The organism is uncultured Bacteroides sp. (assembly GCF_910586915.1).
GTDB lineage: Bacteria > Bacteroidota > Bacteroidia > Bacteroidales > Bacteroidaceae > Bacteroides.
The window spans coordinates 1-19,658 of record NZ_CAJULN010000002.1 but is presented as its reverse complement, the minus strand read 5'-3'; the positions used below and the strand labels follow the sequence as shown (position 1 = coordinate 19,658).

General features: G+C 46.4%; 17 protein-coding genes. 9 read left to right on the top strand and 8 right to left on the bottom strand.

The window, feature by feature from the left end; all coding sequences use genetic code 11:
- Positions 1-40 precede the first annotated feature (40 nt).
- The 9 genes from rlmN to QZ331_RS01140 all read left to right on the top strand — a co-directional run bounded on the left by rlmN (position 41) and on the right by QZ331_RS01140 (position 8,256).
- Entirely contained in the window at positions 41-1,075 is a 1,035-nt protein-coding gene (gene rlmN / locus QZ331_RS01180) for a 23S rRNA (adenine(2503)-C(2))-methyltransferase RlmN (RefSeq protein ID WP_294627284.1), read from the top strand.
- An 18-nt stretch (positions 1,076-1,093) separates the two neighbouring features.
- Positions 1,094-2,134, top strand: a complete 1,041-nt coding sequence (locus QZ331_RS01175; protein WP_294627282.1) for a DUF4837 family protein — start codon at positions 1,094-1,096, stop codon at positions 2,132-2,134.
- A 6-nt stretch (positions 2,135-2,140) separates the two neighbouring features.
- The gene (gene pdxA, locus QZ331_RS01170) at positions 2,141-3,235 is read left to right on the top strand and encodes a 4-hydroxythreonine-4-phosphate dehydrogenase PdxA (protein WP_294627280.1); all 1,095 of its coding nucleotides are present in this window, start codon (positions 2,141-2,143) and stop codon (positions 3,233-3,235) included.
- 9 nt (positions 3,236-3,244) lie between these two features.
- A complete protein-coding gene (locus QZ331_RS01165; RefSeq protein WP_294627278.1) occupies positions 3,245-4,483 on the top strand; it encodes a sigma-54 dependent transcriptional regulator in 1,239 nt (412 codons plus the stop codon).
- Positions 4,470-4,997, top strand: coding sequence for an LptE family protein (locus tag QZ331_RS01160; RefSeq protein WP_294627276.1), 528 nt, complete (start codon positions 4,470-4,472; stop codon positions 4,995-4,997). The genes QZ331_RS01165 and QZ331_RS01160 overlap by 14 nt, the downstream gene beginning before the upstream one ends.
- A gap of 5 nt (positions 4,998-5,002) precedes the next feature.
- Complete coding sequence (locus tag QZ331_RS01155; protein WP_294627274.1) at positions 5,003-5,761, top strand: tetratricopeptide repeat protein; 759 nt, start codon at positions 5,003-5,005, stop codon at positions 5,759-5,761.
- A gap of 6 nt (positions 5,762-5,767) precedes the next feature.
- Positions 5,768-6,115 carry a preprotein translocase subunit SecG gene (secG, locus tag QZ331_RS01150; RefSeq protein ID WP_294627273.1) on the top strand — a complete coding sequence of 116 codons (348 nt, stop codon included), beginning with the start codon at positions 5,768-5,770 and terminating at the stop codon, positions 6,113-6,115.
- Between the two features lie 130 nt (positions 6,116-6,245).
- Entirely contained in the window at positions 6,246-7,862 is a 1,617-nt protein-coding gene (locus QZ331_RS01145) for an MFS transporter (protein ID WP_294627495.1), read from the top strand.
- A gap of 28 nt (positions 7,863-7,890) precedes the next feature.
- Positions 7,891-8,256, top strand: a complete 366-nt coding sequence (locus tag QZ331_RS01140) for a PqqD family protein (RefSeq protein WP_294627271.1) — start codon at positions 7,891-7,893, stop codon at positions 8,254-8,256.
- 101 nt (positions 8,257-8,357) lie between these two features.
- On the opposite strand, the gene QZ331_RS01135 is transcribed toward QZ331_RS01140, so the two are convergent.
- The 8 genes from QZ331_RS01135 to QZ331_RS14430 all read right to left on the bottom strand — a co-directional run.
- Positions 8,358-9,566 (bottom strand): site-specific integrase, encoded by a 1,209-nt coding sequence (locus QZ331_RS01135; RefSeq protein WP_294627269.1) that lies wholly within the window; start codon positions 9,564-9,566, stop codon positions 8,358-8,360.
- A gap of 555 nt (positions 9,567-10,121) precedes the next feature.
- Positions 10,122-10,736, bottom strand: a complete 615-nt coding sequence (locus tag QZ331_RS01130; RefSeq protein WP_294627267.1) for a hypothetical protein — start codon at positions 10,734-10,736, stop codon at positions 10,122-10,124.
- Positions 10,737-10,747: 11 nt separating this feature from the next.
- On the bottom strand, positions 10,748-13,975 hold the full coding sequence (locus QZ331_RS01125) for a DUF4906 domain-containing protein (RefSeq protein WP_294627265.1): 3,228 nt from the start codon (positions 13,973-13,975) through the stop codon (positions 10,748-10,750).
- Positions 13,976-13,987: 12 nt separating this feature from the next.
- Positions 13,988-15,082 (bottom strand): hypothetical protein, encoded by a 1,095-nt coding sequence (locus tag QZ331_RS01120; protein ID WP_294627263.1) that lies wholly within the window; start codon positions 15,080-15,082, stop codon positions 13,988-13,990.
- Positions 15,079-16,095, bottom strand: coding sequence for a FimB/Mfa2 family fimbrial subunit (locus QZ331_RS01115; protein ID WP_294627261.1), 1,017 nt, complete (start codon positions 16,093-16,095; stop codon positions 15,079-15,081). Before QZ331_RS01115 ends, QZ331_RS01120 begins: the two co-directional genes overlap by 4 nt.
- Before the next feature lie 10 nt (positions 16,096-16,105).
- Positions 16,106-18,094, bottom strand: coding sequence for an Mfa1 family fimbria major subunit (locus QZ331_RS01110; RefSeq protein ID WP_294627259.1), 1,989 nt, complete (start codon positions 18,092-18,094; stop codon positions 16,106-16,108).
- 57 nt (positions 18,095-18,151) lie between these two features.
- Positions 18,152-19,570, bottom strand: coding sequence for a DUF3868 domain-containing protein (locus tag QZ331_RS01105; protein ID WP_294627257.1), 1,419 nt, complete (start codon positions 19,568-19,570; stop codon positions 18,152-18,154).
- 18 nt (positions 19,571-19,588) lie between these two features.
- A partial coding sequence (locus QZ331_RS14430; protein WP_365975683.1) for a DUF3575 domain-containing protein occupies positions 19,589-19,658 on the bottom strand: 70 nt, incomplete at its 5' end.

The window sequence follows — 19,658 nt, the reverse complement described above, 5'->3', positions numbered from 1 at the left end:
TCCTTACATTTGCAATTATAAACCATGAACGGAAAGAATAATGTCTAAATATCCTCTTTTAGGAATGAACCTTGTGGAGCTTCAATCGCTGGTGAAAAGATTGGGTATGCCCGGTTTTGCAGCCAAGCAGATTGCGTCCTGGCTTTACGAAAAGAAAGTGGCTTCGATTGATGAAATGACAAACCTGTCGTTGAAACACAGAGAGTTGCTTAAACAGAACTATGAGGTAGGAGTTCTTGCTCCGGTGGATGAAATGCGCTCTGTCGACGGTACGGTGAAGTATTTGTATAGAGTTGGAGAGAATCATTTCGTTGAATCGGTTTATATTCCTGACAACGACCGGGCAACACTGTGTGTCTCTTCGCAAGTAGGCTGTAAGATGAACTGTAAATTCTGTATGACCGGAAAGCAGGGATATACTGCCAATCTGACCGCTAACCAAATTATTAATCAAATTCATTCATTGCCGGAACGTGACAAGTTGACCAATGTAGTCATGATGGGAATGGGCGAGCCGCTCGATAACCTCGATGAAGTACTGAAAGCACTTGAACTGATGACCGCCCCTTATGGATATGCATGGAGCCCCAAGCGTATTACTCTTTCCACAGTCGGTTTGCGGAAAGGATTGCAGCGTTTTATAGAAGAGAGCGACTGTCATTTGGCTATCAGTCTGCATTCTCCCTTGCCAATGCAACGTTCCGAACTCATGCCGGCAGAAAAGGCGTTCTCCATCACTGAAATGGTCGAACTGTTAAAAAATTATGATTTCAGCAAGCAGCGCCGACTTTCCTTTGAATACATTGTTTTCAAAGGACTGAATGATTCGCAAGTTTATGCAAAAGAATTGTTGAAACTTCTCCGCGGACTGGATTGTAGAGTAAACTTAATTCGTTTCCACGCCATCCCCGGTGTAGAGCTTGAAGGAACGGATATGGATACAATGACCCGTTTCCGTGATTATCTGACATCACACGGTCTTTTCACTACTATCCGTTCTTCGAGAGGAGAGGATATTTTTGCAGCCTGCGGTATGTTGTCGACGGCGAAACAGGAAGAGGAAAATAAAAGTTAACATATAAAATCAAACATCATGAAAAAGTACTTTTTTTATTTGAGCATCGCTTTGGTAGCCTTTGTCGTTGCTTCTTGTGGTCTGAAAGGAAATCATACTTCCAGTGGACGTCCGTATGAGCTTTTGGTTGTAGTAGATCACGGTGTTTGGGAGCGTGCTGCCGGAAGGGCTTTGCATGATGTACTTGATTCCGATATGCCGGGCCTGCCGCAATCCGAACCCTCTTTCCGTATCATGTACACCTCACCGAAAGATTATGATTCAACGTTGAAACTGATACGTAACATTATCATTGTCGATATCCAAGACATTTATACGAAAGGTTCTTTCAAATATGCGAAAGATGTATATGCCAATCCGCAGATGATTCTTACTATCCAGGCTCCGAACGAAGAAGAGTTCGGAAAGTTTGTCGAAGAGAATCAAAAGACGATTGTCGATTTCTTTACCCGCGCAGAAATGAACCGTCAAATCACTTCGCTTGAAGAAAAGCATAGCGACTATATCTCACAAAAGGTAGATAGTTTGTTCGGATGTAACATTTGGCTGCCTGCCGAGTTGGCTAATTCCAAGACCAGGGAGAACTTCTTTTGGGCTTCTACCAATACCGGTACTGCCGACCGTAATTTCGTAATATACTCCTATCAATATACTGATAAGGATACATTTACCAAAGAATATTTCATTCATAAGCGCGATTCCGTGATGAAAGCCAATATTCCCGGCTTCAAAGAAGGCGTTTATATGTCAACCGACAGCCTGCTGACTGATGTGCGTCCAATCAATGTGCATAACACTTATACACTCGAAGCGCGTGGACTGTGGCGTATGAAAGGCGATTTTATGGGAGGCCCGTATGTGTCTCACACGCGTCTTGACGAGAAGAACCAACGGATTGTTACAGCAGAAATATTTATTTATTCACCTGATAAAATGAAACGTAACTTGGTGCGTCAAATGGAAGCCTCTCTGTATACGCTGAAACTTCCGAATGAAGTTCAGCAGAATCAGATTTCATTGGGCGGAGTAACCAAAGAGACGGAACAGACTAAAAAATAAAAACGCATGGAAGATAACAAAATAAGAATAGGCATCACCCAGGGAGATATAAACGGGGTAGGCTACGAAGTGATTTTAAAGACATTTTCCGATCCTACCATGTTGGAGTTCTGTACTCCGATTGTTTACGGTTCGCCGAAAGTGGCTGCCTACCATCGGAAAGCATTGGATATACAGACAAATTTCAGTATCATCAATACGGCTTCCGAAGCGGGACACGACCGCTTGAACGTGGTGAACTGTACGGACGATGAAGTGAAAGTGGAATTTTCCAAACCCGACCCCGAAGCGGGCAAAGCAGCTTTAGGAGCATTGGAGCGTGCCATTGAAGACTATCGCGAAGGACTGATTGATGTCATCGTAACAGCTCCTATCAACAAGCACACCATTCATTCGGAAGAATTTTCGTTCCCCGGACATACGGAATATATCGAAGAACGTTTGGGCAATGGCAACAAGTCATTGATGATTCTGATGAAAAACGATTTGCGTGTAGCTTTGGTGACCACTCATATTCCTGTCAGAGAGATTGCAACCACGATAACCAAAGAACTCATTCAAGAGAAACTGATGATATTCCACCGTTGTCTGAAACAGGATTTCGGAATCGGTGCGCCGCGCATTGCCGTTCTTTCTCTCAATCCTCATGCCGGAGACGGTGGACTGTTGGGAATGGAAGAACAGGAAGTGATTCTTCCTGCCATGAAGGAAATGGAGCAAAAAGGAATCCTTTGCTACGGCCCTTACGCAGCCGACGGCTTTATGGGTTCGGGCAATTATACTCATTTTGACGGTATTTTGGCCATGTATCACGATCAGGGATTGGCTCCGTTCAAGGCTTTGGCAATGGATGACGGAGTGAACTATACGGCAGGTCTGCCCGTAGTGCGCACCTCTCCGGCTCATGGCACTGCTTACGATATTGCAGGCCAGGGAGTGGCAAGTGAGGATTCATTCCGTCAGGCAATCTACGTTGCCATCGACGTGTTTCGCAATCGCCAGAGGGAGAAAGTAGCCCGTGCTAATCCGTTGCGGAAACAATATTACGAGAAGCGTGACGACAGTGATAAACTGAAACTGGATACAGTAGACGAAGATTAAAGAGAAGTAATGACAAGAGCGGAGATACAACAAGTGAAACAGCGTTTCGGTATTATCGGTAATACCGAAACGCTGTCACGTGCCATCGATGTTGCCATTCAGGTAGCTCCTACCGATTTGTCTGTGCTGATAACAGGAGAAAGCGGTGTCGGAAAGGAGAGTTTTCCACAGATTATTCATCAATACAGCCGGAGGAAACACGGGCAATACATTGCCGTCAACTGCGGCGCCATTCCGGAAGGCACGATTGATTCCGAACTGTTCGGCCATGAGAAAGGCGCCTTTACCGGTGCCATCGGCGAGCGGAAAGGATATTTTGGTGAAGCCGACGGCGGTACAATTTTCCTCGATGAAGTAGGGGAGTTGCCGATGCCTACCCAAGCGCGTCTGCTTCGTGTGTTAGAGAGCGGCGAGTTTCTGAAAGTAGGTTCGTCCAAAGTACAGAAAACCGATGTACGTATCGTGGCAGCTACCAATGTCAATCTTGTACAGGCCATTTCAGAGGGGCGTTTCCGTGAAGACTTGTATTACCGGTTGAACACCGTTCCCATTCAAATACCGCCTTTGCGTGAGCGGGGAGACGACGTACTCTTGTTGTTCCGTAAATTTGCGGCAGACTTTGCGGAGAAATACCGGATGCCGGCTATTCAGTTGACGGAAGACGCGAAAAAGGAACTGCTGGCCTATTCGTGGCCCGGCAACGTGCGTCAGTTGAAGAATATCACGGAGCAGATTTCCATTATCGAAACCAATAGAGAGATTAATGCTGCTATCTTGCAGACCTACCTTCCCACACAAAATATGCAACGCCTTCCTGCTTTGGCGGGAACACGCGAGAGCAAGGGCTTTGAAAGCGAGCGGGAAATTCTTTATTCCGTTCTGTTCGATATGCGTCAGGAAGTGGCAGAACTGAAAAAGATGGTACATAATCTGATGGCAGAGCGCGCCGGCCAGATAAGTCCGGTCGGAACGGTCGTTTCCACGTCGATGGTGACAGCTCCCCTTCAGCCTGCCGTGCCCGCCATTATTCATACCGTGCAGCAGCCTGCTGTGCGCAAGGATGATGACGATATACAGGATACGGAAGAGTATGTGGAAGAAACGCCGATGTCATTGGATGAAGTAGAGAAAGAGATGATACGCAAAGCGCTTGAGCGCCATCACGGTAAAAGAAAAAACGCAGCTAAGGATTTGAACATTTCCGAGCGTACACTTTATAGAAAGATAAAAGAATATGATTTGGATTAAGAAGATAACACGCTTATTGCTATGGGCTGTTTTGCCGGTAGCGGTCATAGCGTGCACTGTTTCCTATAAGTTTAACGGCTCGTCTATCAATTATGACAAGGTAAAGACGATTTCCATTACCGATTTCCCGATAAAGTCGGAGTATGTATATGCTCCGTTGGCAACAAAATTCAATGAAGACCTCAAAGATATATTCATCCGCCAGACCCGTTTGCAACTGTTGAAACCCAACCAGAATGCAGACTTGCAGATTGAAGGAGAAATTACGGGATATAATCAGTACAACCAGGCGGTATCCGCCGACGGTTATTCGTCCGAAACGAAGCTGACCATTACGGTCAATGTACGCTTTGTCAACAACACGAACCACGCCGAAGACTTCGAACAGCAATTCTCCGCTTTCCGTACCTACGACTCCAGCCAACTGCTGACAGCTGTGCAAGACGGACTGATTGCCGAAATGTCGAAAGAGATAACCGACCAAATATTCAACGCAACCGTAGCAAACTGGTAATATAGATGATTTCCGTAAACTTTCAACAATGGATTCAGCATCCCGAAACGCTGAACAGAGACACTTTGTACGAATTGCGTACCCTTCTTGCGCGATATCCGTATTTCCAGTCACTTCGTCTGTTATATCTCAAAAACCTGTATATCCTCCATGACATCAATTTCGGTAGCGAACTGCGGAAAGCCGTGCTATATATCGCCGACCGCCGGAAACTGTTCCAGGTAATCGAAGGCAGCCGTTTTGTTGTTCAGTCCCGGAAAAAAGAAATGCCGTTGGCAGAAGTACTGAAAGAAGAGCCGTCGGTAGACCGCACTTTGGCGTTGATTGATGCCTTCCTCTCCAAAGCTCCCGAAGAAGTGACCGCCCAAACAGGGTTGGACTACTCGCTGGATTATACCTCCTATCTGTTTGAGGATGATTCCGCTACGGACGCGCCGGCAGAAGATGCGCCGAAACTGAAAGGCTTTGAGTTGATTGACGATTTCATCGAAAAGAGCGGAAACGACTCTCCCCGCCCAATGAAACTGGTGAGGGGGGAAACGGAACAGCCGGCGCCTCCTTCCAACACGGCAAGCGCGGAAGAAGGCGACGATGATAGCTGTTTTACAGAAACTTTGGCAAAAATCTATGTTAAACAGCAGCGATATGCTAAAGCACTCGAAATAATTAAAAAATTAAGTTTGAAATATCCAAAAAAAAATGCTTACTTTGCAGACCAAATCAGATTTTTGGAGAAATTGATTATTAACGCTAATTCAAAATAACTAAAAATGTACTTATTATTCGTTATCTTAATGGTGATTGCAGCTCTGTTGATGTGCTTCATCGTACTGATTCAGAACTCAAAAGGAGGCGGACTTGCTTCCGGTTTTTCTTCATCCAATGCTATTATGGGCGTGCGCAAAACTACAGATTTTCTGGAGAAGGCAACATGGGGACTGGCTATTTTCATGGTTGTGATGAGCATTGCCACTGCTTATGTGATTCCTAATTCGGCTGCCGTTCAGGATGCAGTGTTGGAACAGGCACAGAAAGAAGAGCAAACTAACCCGTACAACTTGCCCGCAGGTACGGCTGCACCGCAAACAGATGCAGTTCAGCAGGATTCTGTTAACTAAGTTTTGTTACGGTTCTTAAAATATTGGGATTAAATCCGTTCAAAAGAGATGTGGGTATTGCTTGCATCTCTTTTTTATTAACATAAAACAAAAAAAAACTGTGAAAACAACATTAAGAGATTCGGCAGCGATGCGATGGACTGTATTGCTGTTTCTGGCGTTTGCCATGTTTTGTTCATACATATTTATGGACATCCTTTCTCCCATTAAAGATTTGATGCAATCCACACGCGGGTGGGATTCTACCGCCTTCGGTACGATGCAGGGTTCGGAAACCTTCCTCAACGTATTTGTCTTCTTCCTTATTTTTGCGGGAATCATTCTCGACAAGATGGGCGTACGCTTTACTGCCGTCCTGTCGGGCGTAGTGATGCTGGTAGGAGCGGTCATCAACTGGTATGCGGTGACCGACACTTTTGCCGGAAGCAGCCTGGAGACTTGGTTTAACAACAACCTCAATTATATTCCTGGGTTCGATGAACTCGGTATTTCTCCTTTTTACCGAGGAATGCCTGCATCGGCAAAATTGTCGGCTGTCGGCTTCATGATATTCGGTTGTGGAGTAGAGATGGCGGGGATAACCGTTTCGCGCGGTATTGTGAAGTGGTTCAAAGGCCGCGAAATGGCGTTGGCTATGGGTTCGGAAATGGCACTGGCACGCTTGGGAGTGGCTACCTGTATGATTTTCTCGCCTGTGTTTGCCAAGTTGGGTGGTGTCATCGACGTGTCCCGTTCGGTAGCCTTCGGAGTGGTATTGCTGATGATAGCGCTTATCATGTTCATCGTCTACTTCTTCATGGACAAAAAACTCGATGCGCAGACCGGCGAGGCTGAAGAGAAAGACGATCCGTTTAAGCTCAGCGACTTGGGCACGATTCTGAAAAGTAGCGGTTTCTGGCTGGTGGCGCTGCTGTGTGTGCTTTACTATTCTGCCATTTTCCCGTTTCAGAAGTATGCCGTTAATATGTTGCAGTGCAATCTGACGTTTACCGAAGTGTCGGCCGACTCCTTTTGGGCAACCAATACGGTGACTATTATTCAGTATTGCATCATGCTGGTAGTGGCTGCTGCCGCGTTTGCCAGCAACTTTTCGAAGAACAAAAACATGAAATCGGGTTTGCTCGTATTGGCCGTGGCAGCTTTGGTCGTATTCTGCTACATGGGATATATGCGTCAGAGTGCAGAGACGGTGTTTGCCGTGTTCCCTCTTTTGGCTGTCGGTATTACGCCGATTTTGGGCAACTATGTGGACCACAAGGGAAAGGCGGCTTCCATGTTGGTCATCGGTTCCGTGCTGCTTATTCTTTGCCACCTTACTTTTGCGTTTGTGCTGCCCGGCTTCAAAGGCAATCCGGTGGGAGGTATCATTGTTGCCTACCTTACTATCCTGGTGTTGGGAGCCAGTTTCTCACTGGTTCCGGCTTCCTTGTGGCCGAGTGTGCCGAAATTGGTGGATGCCAAGATTATCGGTAGTGCTTATGCGTTGATATTCTGGATACAGAACATCGGTCTGTGGCTTTTCCCGTTGCTTATCGGCAAGGTGCTCGACCGTACGAATCCGCAGCTTGTGAGCGATTTGAAGAACGGAGTCATTACACCCGAAGAGGCGGCTACTGCCTATGATTATACGGCGCCGTTGGTAATGCTGGCTTGTCTCGGAGGAGCGGCGCTGATTCTTGGCTTCGTGCTTAAGGTAGTCGACAAGAAGAAGGGCTACGGGCTGGAAGAACCCAATATCAAAGAATGACGTTACACCGGAAAAGAAAGAGAAATAGATGACTGCTAAAGAGAAAACAAACTTGTTGGAGGTTGTTCCTTGTCGCAGTGAACATATTACAGCTAAGTGGGAAGGGGAGACTGTCGTGCTCTCCTTCCCTCGTTTTAAGCGTTCGTGGATGCAACGCTTCCTTGTGCCGAAGGGAATGTCGAAAGAATTTCATGTGCATTTGGAAGCACACGGCACGGCTGTGTGGGAACTGATAGACGGACGGCGTACGGTTGGCGAGATAATAGAGGAACTTGCTGGCCATTTTCAGAATGAAACGGGCTATGAGGCGCGTGTGTCCGCTTATCTTTATCAGATGCGGAAAGATGGATTTATAAAATGGATGGCGCCGGTTGCAAATCGTGACAAAGCATAACTCTGAACTGCATAGTAAACCCTCCTCCTTCCCCGGAAGGAGGAGAGTTTAGTTCTTTTTATTCACATTGACTTATTCTTTTCGGAAAGGTGGCAGCCTTTTCAGATTGACTTGAGAATCATACTGTTTGCCTTATCCACCGCCGACGTATCCAGCGAAGCCAGATAAATCTGGGTAGTGCTTTCCGAGTCGTGCCCCATTGCTTCGCTGATGGTGGCGATAGGGATATTCTTGCTTCTGGCAATGCTTGCCCATCCGTGCCGTGCGACGTAGGTGGTGAGGGGAATGGCCAGTTCCAGTTGTGCCCCTATTATTTTCAGTTTGTTGTTTACCAGGTGTGCGGCGTTTTTGTATTGCAGTCTTTCGTCCTTTCCGTTGTTTTTGATGATGGGCAGCAGGTAGGGAGTGCCTGTCGTGTCATATTTGTCTACGATGTCCTGCATGGGTTTTTCCCATTTGATAAGCAGTTGTTGGTTGGTTTTCTGCCGCCGGTAGGACAAGATTCCGTTTTGCAAATCCTTCTTTTTCAGATAAGCCATGTCGACAAACGACATTCCGCGCGTGTAGAAACTGAACATAAAGATGTCTCTCGCATAGTCGAGCATGGGAGTGAGGGTGAGATCCAGGTTGCGTATCTGGCGGATTACTTTCAGTGGGACGGCGCGTTTCACGGTCTTGTCTATTCCCGTATATACGTGCTTGAAAGGGTTGCGTTGGGGCGTCAGTTCCTTTTCCACGGCGCGGTTGTATATGGCCCGCAGGCTTCGCATATAGTAGGAAGAGGTGTTGGGGCAGACGCCGGTTTCTTTCAGGTATATTTCGTATTTCACCATCAGGTTGGAGTCTACGGCTTCGAGGGGGATGTCTTTTTCTTGGCGGAAACGTGTGAAACTATTCAGGGTGGTGGCGTAGGTTTCTGCTGTTCGCAGTTTGCCGATTTGCGTCAGTTGGTTGATGAGGTCTTGTATGAAGGCTAAAAAACTGTCGTGGCGCGAAGGCAGGTTGTAGAGTTGTACGATTTTGGCTGTCGTGTAGTTGGTGCCGCTGCGTTGCAGTCGGTCGATGATTTCTCTCAGATGGGCCGATTCTTCTTGTACTTGTTTCTCCAATGCGGTGAGATAGTTGCGGCGGCAGGGGGCCGTGTTGGGAGGGATGATGATGCGGGAAGTCAGTTTGTCCCACTCCGAAGGGAAAATCTTGTGGCGGGTGGTGATTTGCTTCACAATTCGGTGGTGGATTACTTGATAAAACAGCACGCCTTCTTTGGAACTGTTGGCCGAAAGACGCAATTTAATTTTTAAAGTTGCCATAAATAATTTTTTAAGAGTTAGATTACAACCCTAATAAATGGCAAAAAAGTGCTTTTCTTATCTGCTTTTTCTGTTTTTAACGTCAGTTCGATATAACAATTAATTTTATCGAGCTCAATTCGTTGCATACACACGCATGAGCCTTGTATAAAACTAATCTTTTTCCTGCGATGGACTGTCGGCTGCCATGCGAATGTCTGTTGGTTTTCTTACTGAAATTTATTCGTCTGACTATAGTGGTCTTTTCGTCTGACTATAGTCAGACGAAAGAAACACTACAGTCAGACGCAAGTTCAACTATAGTCAGACGAATAAATTTATGCATCCCGGCCGTTAGTTTGTAGGCAACGGAAAATTAAATCGTAGGCAATTCTCCGCTAACCGATAGGTGAACGTAAGCATCCTTGATTCACAAAACTTTCCCATTGGGTCGTAGCAACTTTATGAGCGTATGTTTGGGGCAAATTCTCCTTTGTTGTGGGCTGTTGGACTCCCTTCAATGGTTGGAAGGAGGAGAAGGGGGAATGGTTGCGTGGGTTGTTTTCTTGCAGGTCGTCAGTCGTTGAGCAGTTTTAGCAGCTCTTGTGGTGTGGTTTCCTTTAGCAATACGGTTTTGTCCTTGTCGAGCAGGTAGATGGTGGGCATTTCCGGTAGGATGTACAGTTCGCGGTCGAATATTTCTGCTGTGGCGAAGCCTGCGTTCCAGTCGCGGGGTAGCTTGTCCTTTTCGCGTTGCCATAGGATGCGGTCGCCGTCGGCATAGATGGCGAGTATGGTCCATGTTTTTTCGCGTACTTGGCGGCGTAGCCGGGGATGGTTGTCGAGTGTATTTATCGTTTCTATGCAGTGCGGGCAGTCGGGTTCGTAGAATAGGAGCAGGAGCCGATTGGCTTTGATGCGGTAGAGGGTGGTTTTCTTTTCCTGTCGGTTGAGATAGGCAAAGTTGGCGGCTCGTGTGCCGGGGCGGTTCTTTTGGGCGGCTTTCTGTAGGAAAGTCTGGTGGATGCTGTCTTGCAAGGATGTCGTGCGGGGCGATTGGGCAGGGGAGGGGATGGTATCGGCCGTGGCGGTCGGTACGACCGCCACGGGGGTGTTTTCTGTCGCTGCGTTACAGTAGAGGGCAGATGCGGCGAGAAGGGTGAAGAGGATTTTTATTGGTTTTGCTTTCAATACCTATGTTTTTATCTGTTTACACACCGTATAAAGCAGGCATCTTTGGCCTGTTTGGTTGCATAATAGGTGATGGGGAAGAAATCGAATGTAAAATAATTGAAATCCCATCCTGTAGCGTTGCCATCTCCGGGAGCATTAGCTGTTACAAAATTGCTCACCCAATAGATAGCTCCGGGACGCATATATACATCGTAGAAGAGGGGAGCGTCTTTGACGCCATTGGGATAAGCATTACCAATAGGTGTAGTGGGGAATTTGTCGTCCCGGCTAGATGCGTATCTTAGCGTACCTGCTCCTTTGGCATCTGCGTTTTTCCTGTGTCCGTATCCGGAAGCTCCGATAGGGAAGAACAGATTCTTTCCGGTCTCTTGGTTGTAGACAAAACAACCGCGCATTCCGCGTTTGGTATTCCGGTAGTCATAGCCGTAGGCTTCTATGATATCATCTTCGGTATCTTCCGATTCGTCTCCATATAATATACCATACCCTTGTTTGATGTCTGTGTGTTCGTATAATGCTTTGAAATCGTCGTAAGAAGCTATTCTTGCATTTAACGGGAGTTCCGACGGATCGACGAAAGGCTGTCCAACAGGGGGGGTAGCTAACTCTTTAGCCAATATCTCTCCCCATGTCTTTTCTGTAGACGAACCGGCAAGAGTTAACTTACCTTCTAAGCCCTTGAAAGAATCCGGATCGACGTCTATCCAATATTCTTTAGGATTCTTGTTGTTAAGCGCGTCAATAGCATCATCAAGGTTTCCCCATTTGAACAACGACCCCTCTTCCAATGGCGAACTGGTTTCTTCGCTTTTGGTCTTCATATTGTATGCGTGCCATTGGGTACCTCCTTCAATCAAATCATCGGGAGCATCGCCCTGGCGTACGAATATCAGATGATAGCAGGTATAGTTGTGATACTCTACCCGTATGATGGCATATCGGTTTTGCTCCTTTCCGCAACTACCTTTAAAATCTATTCTGAAGTCTATATTCGAACCGGTTTTTCCATAGACGGTATCGTTGCTTACTTTGTTGTTTTCCTTGCCGCCGCCTAATTCGATGAAGTTGGCATCACCACGCACCACATAGGCTTTCCAGGGGCCTTCGGAGGTGAAGACTTCAAATGTTTTTCCATTTTCTTGAGGCAGCCGTTTTAGTAATACATTGAAACCTTTGTTGTTGTCAGAGCTGCGCCAAATACCTTTGGGGTTGACAACGCGGTGCACTTGATAAATGACAGGGTTCTCGTTGCCTTTGGTTGTATTGGTGGCAGGAGTATTTGTAGTGATTGTTCCCCATTCCGAGCCGTCGGGATCCAATAATGTTGCCTTTATTTCTACTTCCGCCCGGCGTTGATAGGCTACATAGGGATTATTTCCAGTGTAACCGGTTTCTTTGATTAGCTGTTTGGCACGGGTGTACATAGGTAGCAGGACGTGATAGATACTATCACCCTCTTTCCTGACTTTATATTCTCCGTCATTTTCTTCTCCTGCTTCGCCATAGTAGGAATGTTCTTCTTCGTCTGTTATATCTTCAATAGGATAAGTGCGTTCTCCTCTTTTATGACTCTCGTAATAAGGTTGGTTGGAGGTGACGGTATAAGGTGAGGTTCCAGGTATGAACAAATCTTTGGTAGCACGCAGTGAAAGAAAACCATTCCACTGATTGCTGTTTGCTATGTCCATCTCTTTAAAATAATCGAAGGTTTCCCGTGCATTGTGGGGACCCCAACGGTTGTCTACAATCCTTGCTTCTATCTTACTCAGTTTGCGTCCTCCTGTCCTGATTTTCATGGGCAACATCATGGAGTGGTTGTATAGATAAGAAATATAGTAAGGATTGGGCACTTCGATACCCGGTTCCGGTTCTTCGTATTCGATGTGCCAGTCGGCATCGTTGGCGTAGTTCTTGAACTTCAGTGTCAGTTTGTAATGATGATTGCGTTCGGCATTATAGTCGGTGGTTGTATTTTTGCCGAGCATGAAGCGATACTTTATATTGCCGCTACCCACTTTGTCGCTGTTGATGGAGCGGTAATAGGCATCTACTTCGATGTATGTGCCATAGGGCATGGCGTCTTTCGGACGGTAGTTGGGATATTTGTCCGGCTTATCGGGTAGTCCGGGGTGGTCTAACTTTCCGTCTTCGTTTGCATCTTGTCTTTTGTCGGGGCCTGTTCCTTGCATATTCTCAAAGAAGAACAGGGCATTGGTGAGTTCGTCATGGGCTTTCTCTACCGGATAGCGGGGCTCGCCTGTAGTGAGGCGTACCGGATAGGACTCATCGAACACGGTGGGCTCTTCTCCTTCGTAGTATTTGATAGTTTCTCCTTGCAGCAATTCCGAGCCTAACTCGTAAGCAGGTTTATCATTATCTCCTTCAGCTCCTACATTGTTCTCTTTGCCCAAATAGCAGTGTGCAGGGATATCTTTGATTTGTACCGACTTCAGATAAATGAACACACCCTCTTTCAGTCCGCTTGCATCGTAGGCAATGGTCACTTTGGAAGCCGCACGGCGTATCCATGCGTGCAGTTTCATTCCTTTCTTATTGACGGTGACGGGGGCATCCTGCGTGTTGCGGTTTGCTTTTGCCGGGGCATTGTCTTGTGTGGTGAAGTAGCCGAACATCTGGTTGTTGGCGGTGGCTTTTGTTTGCTTGCCGTCTCCTTCTTCGGTGGTAGTAACCCATTCCGTGCTCCATTGCAGGTCGATGGATTTCAGTCCTTCGGCCGTCTTTATAAGTTCTTTGTAAGTGTCCGATTTGGCGAGGTTGCCCATATTGGCAACGGCATACATATAATAATGTCCGTAAGGTATCTGAGATAGTTTGAAAGAGGCCTGTTTGGTTTGGCTTTCTGCCGTTTCCGGCTTTGTGCCGCCTGTGCCGCCTACTGCGTCCGCGTCGGTGCGGGGTTCGTCCTTAACGGTGAATTCGCTGTCTTTCTCCTCTGTCGATGCGGAGCCTTCCGGCAGGAGGTAGTAGGATTTTATAAAGTCTCCTTCCGTATCGTACAGCAATACGCAAAGATTATTGATGTCTTTGATGGCATCTCCCGCCGTGCGGGTGTTCACATCCAAAGCCGGGCGGAGAGGAAGAAACTCCACAGTCGCAGTTACGCCGGTTTCTCCTTCCGGCATTTGTCCGCCTTCGTTGTTCAACCAATCGTCTGTGCAGGCTGTCAAGGCAAATGTCAGCACTGCCAATAGACTATAAATCATGTTTCGTTTCATAATTTCCTCTTTTTATATTCCGAATCCGGGGTCCAGTATTACTTCGGTGTAGGGACGGACGTCTACTACACAGTCCATTTCTTGTTCGTTAATCGTAATATTTACCACTACATAAGTATTGCGTGGCAGTTGTGGCAGATTGGGTAAATAGCTTTTCAGTTCTGCTCCGTTAACTCCTAATGTCAGCAGATAGGGATTTTCGTTATTGTTGGCGTCGGTATGTTTTCCTTCCAATAGATAAATCGGTTGGTTGTTGTTTGTCCGGGTCTCTCCGTTTTTCAATTCACCTGTGAGCGATTGTGGTGCATCATATGTGTAATATCCCGATTGGGGAGGAACGTCAAAACTTGTTATCTCTTTATATATCTCTCCCTTTTCTGTCTCTTTTTCCGTGTACGTAGCGTTGCGCGGCAGATAATATGCTTCGCGTGCCATTTTGTCTATTGCCAGTTTGGTGATGTTGACAGGTTGCAGGCTCTTATTGGTTATGTTAAATGTGAGCTTGGTAGTGGCTCGCGTTACAAACAACTTACATTCGTAGTCTTCGCTTTTTACATCTATTGTATGGCATTCGCTCATTGGCAACAGACCGTCTATCTTTTCCGTTGCTCCGTTCAACAGGATAGTCAGATTGGAAATCACTTCTGTAGGAAACGGGCTGCCGAGCTGAATCTTGTTGAAATCGTAGTCTATTAATTTACGTTTCGCGGGAAATCCGGGTGTAGTCATTTCCGCTCCTTCGTTCACAAGTAGGTAAATCCGTTTTTTCTCATTCCCTACCACTTTCATTTTTTCGGCGTAATAGTCTGTAGTGGGGGCGGATTGTAAATTGTAGATTCGGTTTTGTTCTACTATATTATCCGTGTCGGGATTGCGTACAACGATGATACGCAGACTTTGTATCTTTTCATTATCATTAATCGGCGGGGTGGGATAAGTGTCGTTGGCCCGTGTTCCTGCTTGCGAAATGTCGGACAAGGCAACGCTGATGCTTAGATTCACCAGTGTTGTCTCGCTGTCGGGTATTTCGAGAGCCGTATCATGGCTGCATCCCCCGCAAAAGAGAGGGATGAACCATGCTATGATAATATAAGCGATTTTCTTCATTGTCCTATATTGTTGATTCTGACAGTCCAATCGTTAATCTTAATGTAGGTTTTAATCCATTCAAGATTCGGGCTTAGGAAGAATATCATCGACCATTCGCTTTCGCGGTCGAGAAATTCCTGTGATTCCATACTTGCGTATAAATCACTTTTAAGCATAAGCAGGTAGTTGATGAGTGGAATGTTGATGATGTCCGTGCCATCAGACTTGCGGCGGATTTTTAATTTGGGTGAATGCCAGTCGCTCACCATCAACCGCGAAACTGATAACTCGGCGTAAGCCACTATTACCTCCTGTCCTTCATCGGTAACCCCTGCCGAAACCTGACCTTGCGACCACGGTGTGTATGTCACTACGCCGTTTTCGAGCAAGTTGTTGTCGTAGTTGAACAGTGTGTTGTCATCAGTGATTTCAAACTCAAAGTCTTTGTCGTTTACCGGCTCGCCGCTCATCTGTTGCAATACGATGCGGATATTGTTGGTATTCTTCATCATTTCGACAGTACCTTCGCTATAGAGGTCGGCAGTGGCAAGGGTGAGTTCGCCCCAATATAATCCGTGCAGGTTTTTGCGTGCAGGATTTGTCAGGCATTCTTCCTCTAATTCTACCCGTAAGTCGGTATACCGTGTCCCCTCCTTAGGAGTATGGTTCATCAGAAAAGAACTTTTGTCGCAGGCAAGACCGCCGTAAGCCACGAAATGATAATTCCCTTGTTCGAGGTCCAGTTTCATTCGGTAGTTTTCGTCCTGCAACTCCGTACCCGTCACAATGCGGGTATCCACATAGTTGCCTTTATCATCGTAGATCAACAGCGTCAGGCAATCCACTTTCTTGGGAAATGCATTGGCATATTCCATATTGTAGTCGTAGATGAAGCGCAACGATACGCCGTGCGGACACGGTTCGAGGTCTTCATAAATACGCTCGCACGATGAAAAGACAAAGTTCATCAGTATGGTGCCGAGCACCATACTGATAAACCGTGAAATTATATTTCGTTTGTTGTTATGCATTTTTTATTTCTTAGAATTCAATGTTATTGATACGGACTACCCACGGCAGTACGTCCACTGAAACTGTCAGGTAGATATCACCTCTTTCGTCCGGTGTTTCGGGGGTCGGGTTGTCCGGGTCGTTGTCGGAAATACGCGGATGACCGAGACGTGAGATGTTGGTAACGGCAAGTTTATAAACATTGTTACGTACCACGGCAAATTCCATTGGAGCCATTTCACCTTCTATACCGTTGTCGTTGTGACGATTCCAATAGTAATAGTAGCAGTAATATCCCCACTCGCCTGCATCGTCCTTGCTTGATTGGTAGATTGTGATACCGGCACCGGTAGCTGCTTGTCTGAAAGCTTTCAGCTTGTCGTCAAGTGGTTTGCCGGCGTTGTCCCAAAGATTCCATTTGTAGTTGGCGCAGTCTTGGTCTTGAGGGCTGGCATCACCAGTTTCACCTGTTCCTCCTGTACCATATACGGCTACATAAAGCGGATGTGAACGGCTCCATGTTTGCGTTGTTTCATCGTACGCTACGGCTTTTACAGCTTTGCGTATATTCGGCCAACTTACGTACAGATTACCGCCGAACATATAGATGATAGGGTCTTTGTAGGAGTCTTTCTGCAAATCGGTGGCAGTGTAATTCAGCACTTCTGCCAAACGCCGAGTGGCTTCATCGGTACTTTTAACGGCAGCTTCGGTAGCTATCATTTTTCCTTTGAATACGATTCCGGTAGTGATTCCGTTTACTTGATTGGTTACAGGACCGGGAATTGTATTCTCAGTCACATAACGCCAAATGTGGTAATCACCATGTTGTTTGTCGGTATTCCAACTGTTATCGTTATCATCTTCTTTTTTTAAAACATCCGATATTAAATAGGTGTCCCAATTATTTTGTTTGGTGTTGTCTATCGAACCGTCCTCTTGGAAAAGAGGGTATTGGAAGTAGTTCTTTAATTCATTGGTTTTGATACCTGCCGCTTTTTCAGTTGCCCAAGCATCTACCACGTAGTTACCTACGAGCGGACTGCTTATTCCTCCCGGAGCGGTAAACCACGGCTTTTCCACACCGCAAAGTTCCTGCGAAGCGGGCAGCCCGTCATCAGAGACTCTACGCAAATAGTGGAATCCTTTATTCATATTCACCAAAGCCATTTTTCCCAACTGCACATTTACGATATACTCGCCCAGAGTTCCATCCGGTTTTATATCCTGTACTACCGGATAAGTATTGCTACCTTTAGGACTTCCGTCTTTGAAATCAAAACGTGCCATTGCGCGTTCTACTTTTACTGCACCGCCTACACTATTGTCTACCTGCGAACTGCTTCCTGCGTTGTTTATTCCCGAAAGATTAAAAGGATTTGCTTCATTGTAGAGCAACCAGTCTGTCATTGTGTTGGGTAACAGACGTTTGGCTATGGTGTAGTTGGACATAAGGAAACTGCCGCCTGCATTGATATTCCATATGTTTTCTATTTCACTTTCGCCTTGACAGAGTTCATTATACCATGTAACATCGTTATATTCAGCCTTGCTGATGATATTTACCAGATGGTCGGTCGGGTTACAGAATATAAATACATTTACTTCTTTTTTATCGACAGGCGTTGATTGGTCGTTATAGAATTGTGCCAACTGTGTCTTGGTGATTTTGGAAGTTCCGGTATACGCCTGCTTGTTGGCCGATTGTTTCATCTTGTCCGACATATCACCGAAAGCAATAAATGCATTATCGGTACTGCGAGCGAGTACCACATACATTCTTTTCACATTGTTTTCATAGTCTTTGCCAATTTCCACTCCGTCATTGCTGCCACCGCCTTCAACTGTGTTGCTACGGCTGCCGGGTGCAGAAGGCATCATTACTTGTACTGTCATGTACGTTTTCTCTCCCTCATAAGTAGTAGGGTCAAAGTTGGTTTCGCCGAATTTATCATCAGCACAACTTGCTGTGAAAGCCACGACAAAAAGGCCTAAAAAATACTTACTAATTCTTTTCATAATCTGAATATTGAATGAATTAATTAATAACTTCTATGTCTTACTATTTAGATCCTGTTAATGTTTTATCTCCTTTATCTGCTCCAACATCTTCTGAGCATCCTCCAATCCCTTGCGGGCTGCTTCGGCAAACAGTTTCTCTGCCGCATCGAAGTCTTTCTTCAAGGCTGCATACGTTCCTCGTGCATAGACGGCTTGCGGCGAGTTTCCTGCTTTGGCAAGGTAACGTTCGGCAGTATTCATGTCGCCACGGCTCATGGCGGTGTTTGCCGCATTCAGGTTGGCAACTTCGTCGTCGGGGAACATACGCACGGCAATGCTGAACGTCTCGTTGTATTCGTCGCTGCCCGGTTCCATCTCCTGTGCGGCGAGATACATTTCGTTGAGGCTCAACTTTTGCGGTTGCGTCTTTAGCAGACGTTTGATTTCTGCCACATCCGTATATGCACGTACTTCATACTTCACAGCATAGTCAGAGTGGCGCAGTCCGGGATATACCTCTTTTAATAAGAAAGCATAATCTTTTGGGAAGGCAGTTTTGATGCTCCGTTCCTTAGCGTCCGGTTCCATATTGCTGCGTATCAGTGCGAGGATACCCGCTTTGTTTTCGAGCGAAGAACTTTCTACGTAGCGTTCCAGTCCGCCCCAGTCTTCCGGCTCGTAGTCGGTGATAAATTGTGAGTCGGCAAAGTCGTACTGCTTGCGCACATATTCTTTGAGCGTCCGCGTGCGTCCCATTGCCAGGCGCTCGTTGTTGGAATAGGGGCTTTCGGGCGATGCATACCCTTTGATGCTGACGGAGATGATGCGCGTGTCTGCGTCGTTCTTCACGGCATCGATTGTGGTAAGGATTTTCTGCAACTCTACAGGGTTGCGGCGGTAGTTCTCGTGGATTTCCGTACGGTTGACGGGGAAATCAATATACGCCGACCCTTCTAATACATTGATTTTAGGCGTGGCTTTCGGGCGGATATATACATAGGCGGGAACAAATTCTTTCGGTTCGAGGTAAAGCGCCAACAGAGGGTCGTTGCCATCGGTAAGCAGGTCGCTGCAACAACCGCAGGTTTCGTTGTCGGTGCTGAGGGTGGCACGGTTCATCCAGTCGGCATAGGGAACCACTGTACGATAGTTTACTACGGATACTTTACCGCTTTGATAAAGTGTCATATTGTCCGTACGCAAGCCGTTGCGCAAGTGGTGGTAATAGCGGTTGCGTCCGGCAATCAGGATAGACGGCAGGTTCAGGCTGTCGATTCCTTCAGACAGTTTGGGTGTGAGAATAACTTCGCGGTTGCTTTTTACGTCCAGTGCCGAAACGTTTATGTCCATCGACACAAATAATTTGTCTCCCGAGCGAGATACGGCAAGGTCGGACACTGTTACGTTTCCATTCATGATGGTTTGTGCTTGCACTCCTGTGGCAGACGACAGGAGTAGCAAACTGCTGCAAAATAGTTTGGCTATAGTATTCATATCTTTACTCCGTACAAATTAGAAAGTATAAATCAGATTGACAGCCGCCTTTGTAGGACCGACGTAATGATGAGATTTGTTTTTTTCG

Coding starts and splice junctions, on each gene's coding strand:
- QZ331_RS01175 (WP_294627282.1), top strand. CDS start 1,094: ATGAAAAAGTACTTTTTTTATTTGAGCATCGCTTTGGTAGCCTTTGTC.
- QZ331_RS01105 (WP_294627257.1), bottom strand. CDS start 19,570: ATGAATACTATAGCCAAACTATTTTGCAGCAGTTTGCTACTCCTGTCG.
- QZ331_RS01155 (WP_294627274.1), top strand. CDS start 5,003: ATGATTTCCGTAAACTTTCAACAATGGATTCAGCATCCCGAAACGCTG.
- QZ331_RS01165 (WP_294627278.1), top strand. CDS start 3,245: ATGACAAGAGCGGAGATACAACAAGTGAAACAGCGTTTCGGTATTATC.
- QZ331_RS01120 (WP_294627263.1), bottom strand. CDS start 15,082: ATGAAGAAAATCGCTTATATTATCATAGCATGGTTCATCCCTCTCTTT.
- QZ331_RS01160 (WP_294627276.1), top strand. CDS start 4,470: ATGATTTGGATTAAGAAGATAACACGCTTATTGCTATGGGCTGTTTTG.
- rlmN (WP_294627284.1), top strand. CDS start 41: ATGTCTAAATATCCTCTTTTAGGAATGAACCTTGTGGAGCTTCAATCG.
- QZ331_RS01145 (WP_294627495.1), top strand. CDS start 6,246: ATGCGATGGACTGTATTGCTGTTTCTGGCGTTTGCCATGTTTTGTTCA.
- pdxA (WP_294627280.1), top strand. CDS start 2,141: ATGGAAGATAACAAAATAAGAATAGGCATCACCCAGGGAGATATAAAC.
- secG (WP_294627273.1), top strand. CDS start 5,768: ATGTACTTATTATTCGTTATCTTAATGGTGATTGCAGCTCTGTTGATG.
- QZ331_RS01125 (WP_294627265.1), bottom strand. CDS start 13,975: ATGAAACGAAACATGATTTATAGTCTATTGGCAGTGCTGACATTTGCC.
- QZ331_RS01135 (WP_294627269.1), bottom strand. CDS start 9,566: ATGGCAACTTTAAAAATTAAATTGCGTCTTTCGGCCAACAGTTCCAAA.
- QZ331_RS01110 (WP_294627259.1), bottom strand. CDS start 18,094: ATGAAAAGAATTAGTAAGTATTTTTTAGGCCTTTTTGTCGTGGCTTTC.
- QZ331_RS01115 (WP_294627261.1), bottom strand. CDS start 16,095: ATGCATAACAACAAACGAAATATAATTTCACGGTTTATCAGTATGGTG.
- QZ331_RS01140 (WP_294627271.1), top strand. CDS start 7,891: ATGACTGCTAAAGAGAAAACAAACTTGTTGGAGGTTGTTCCTTGTCGC.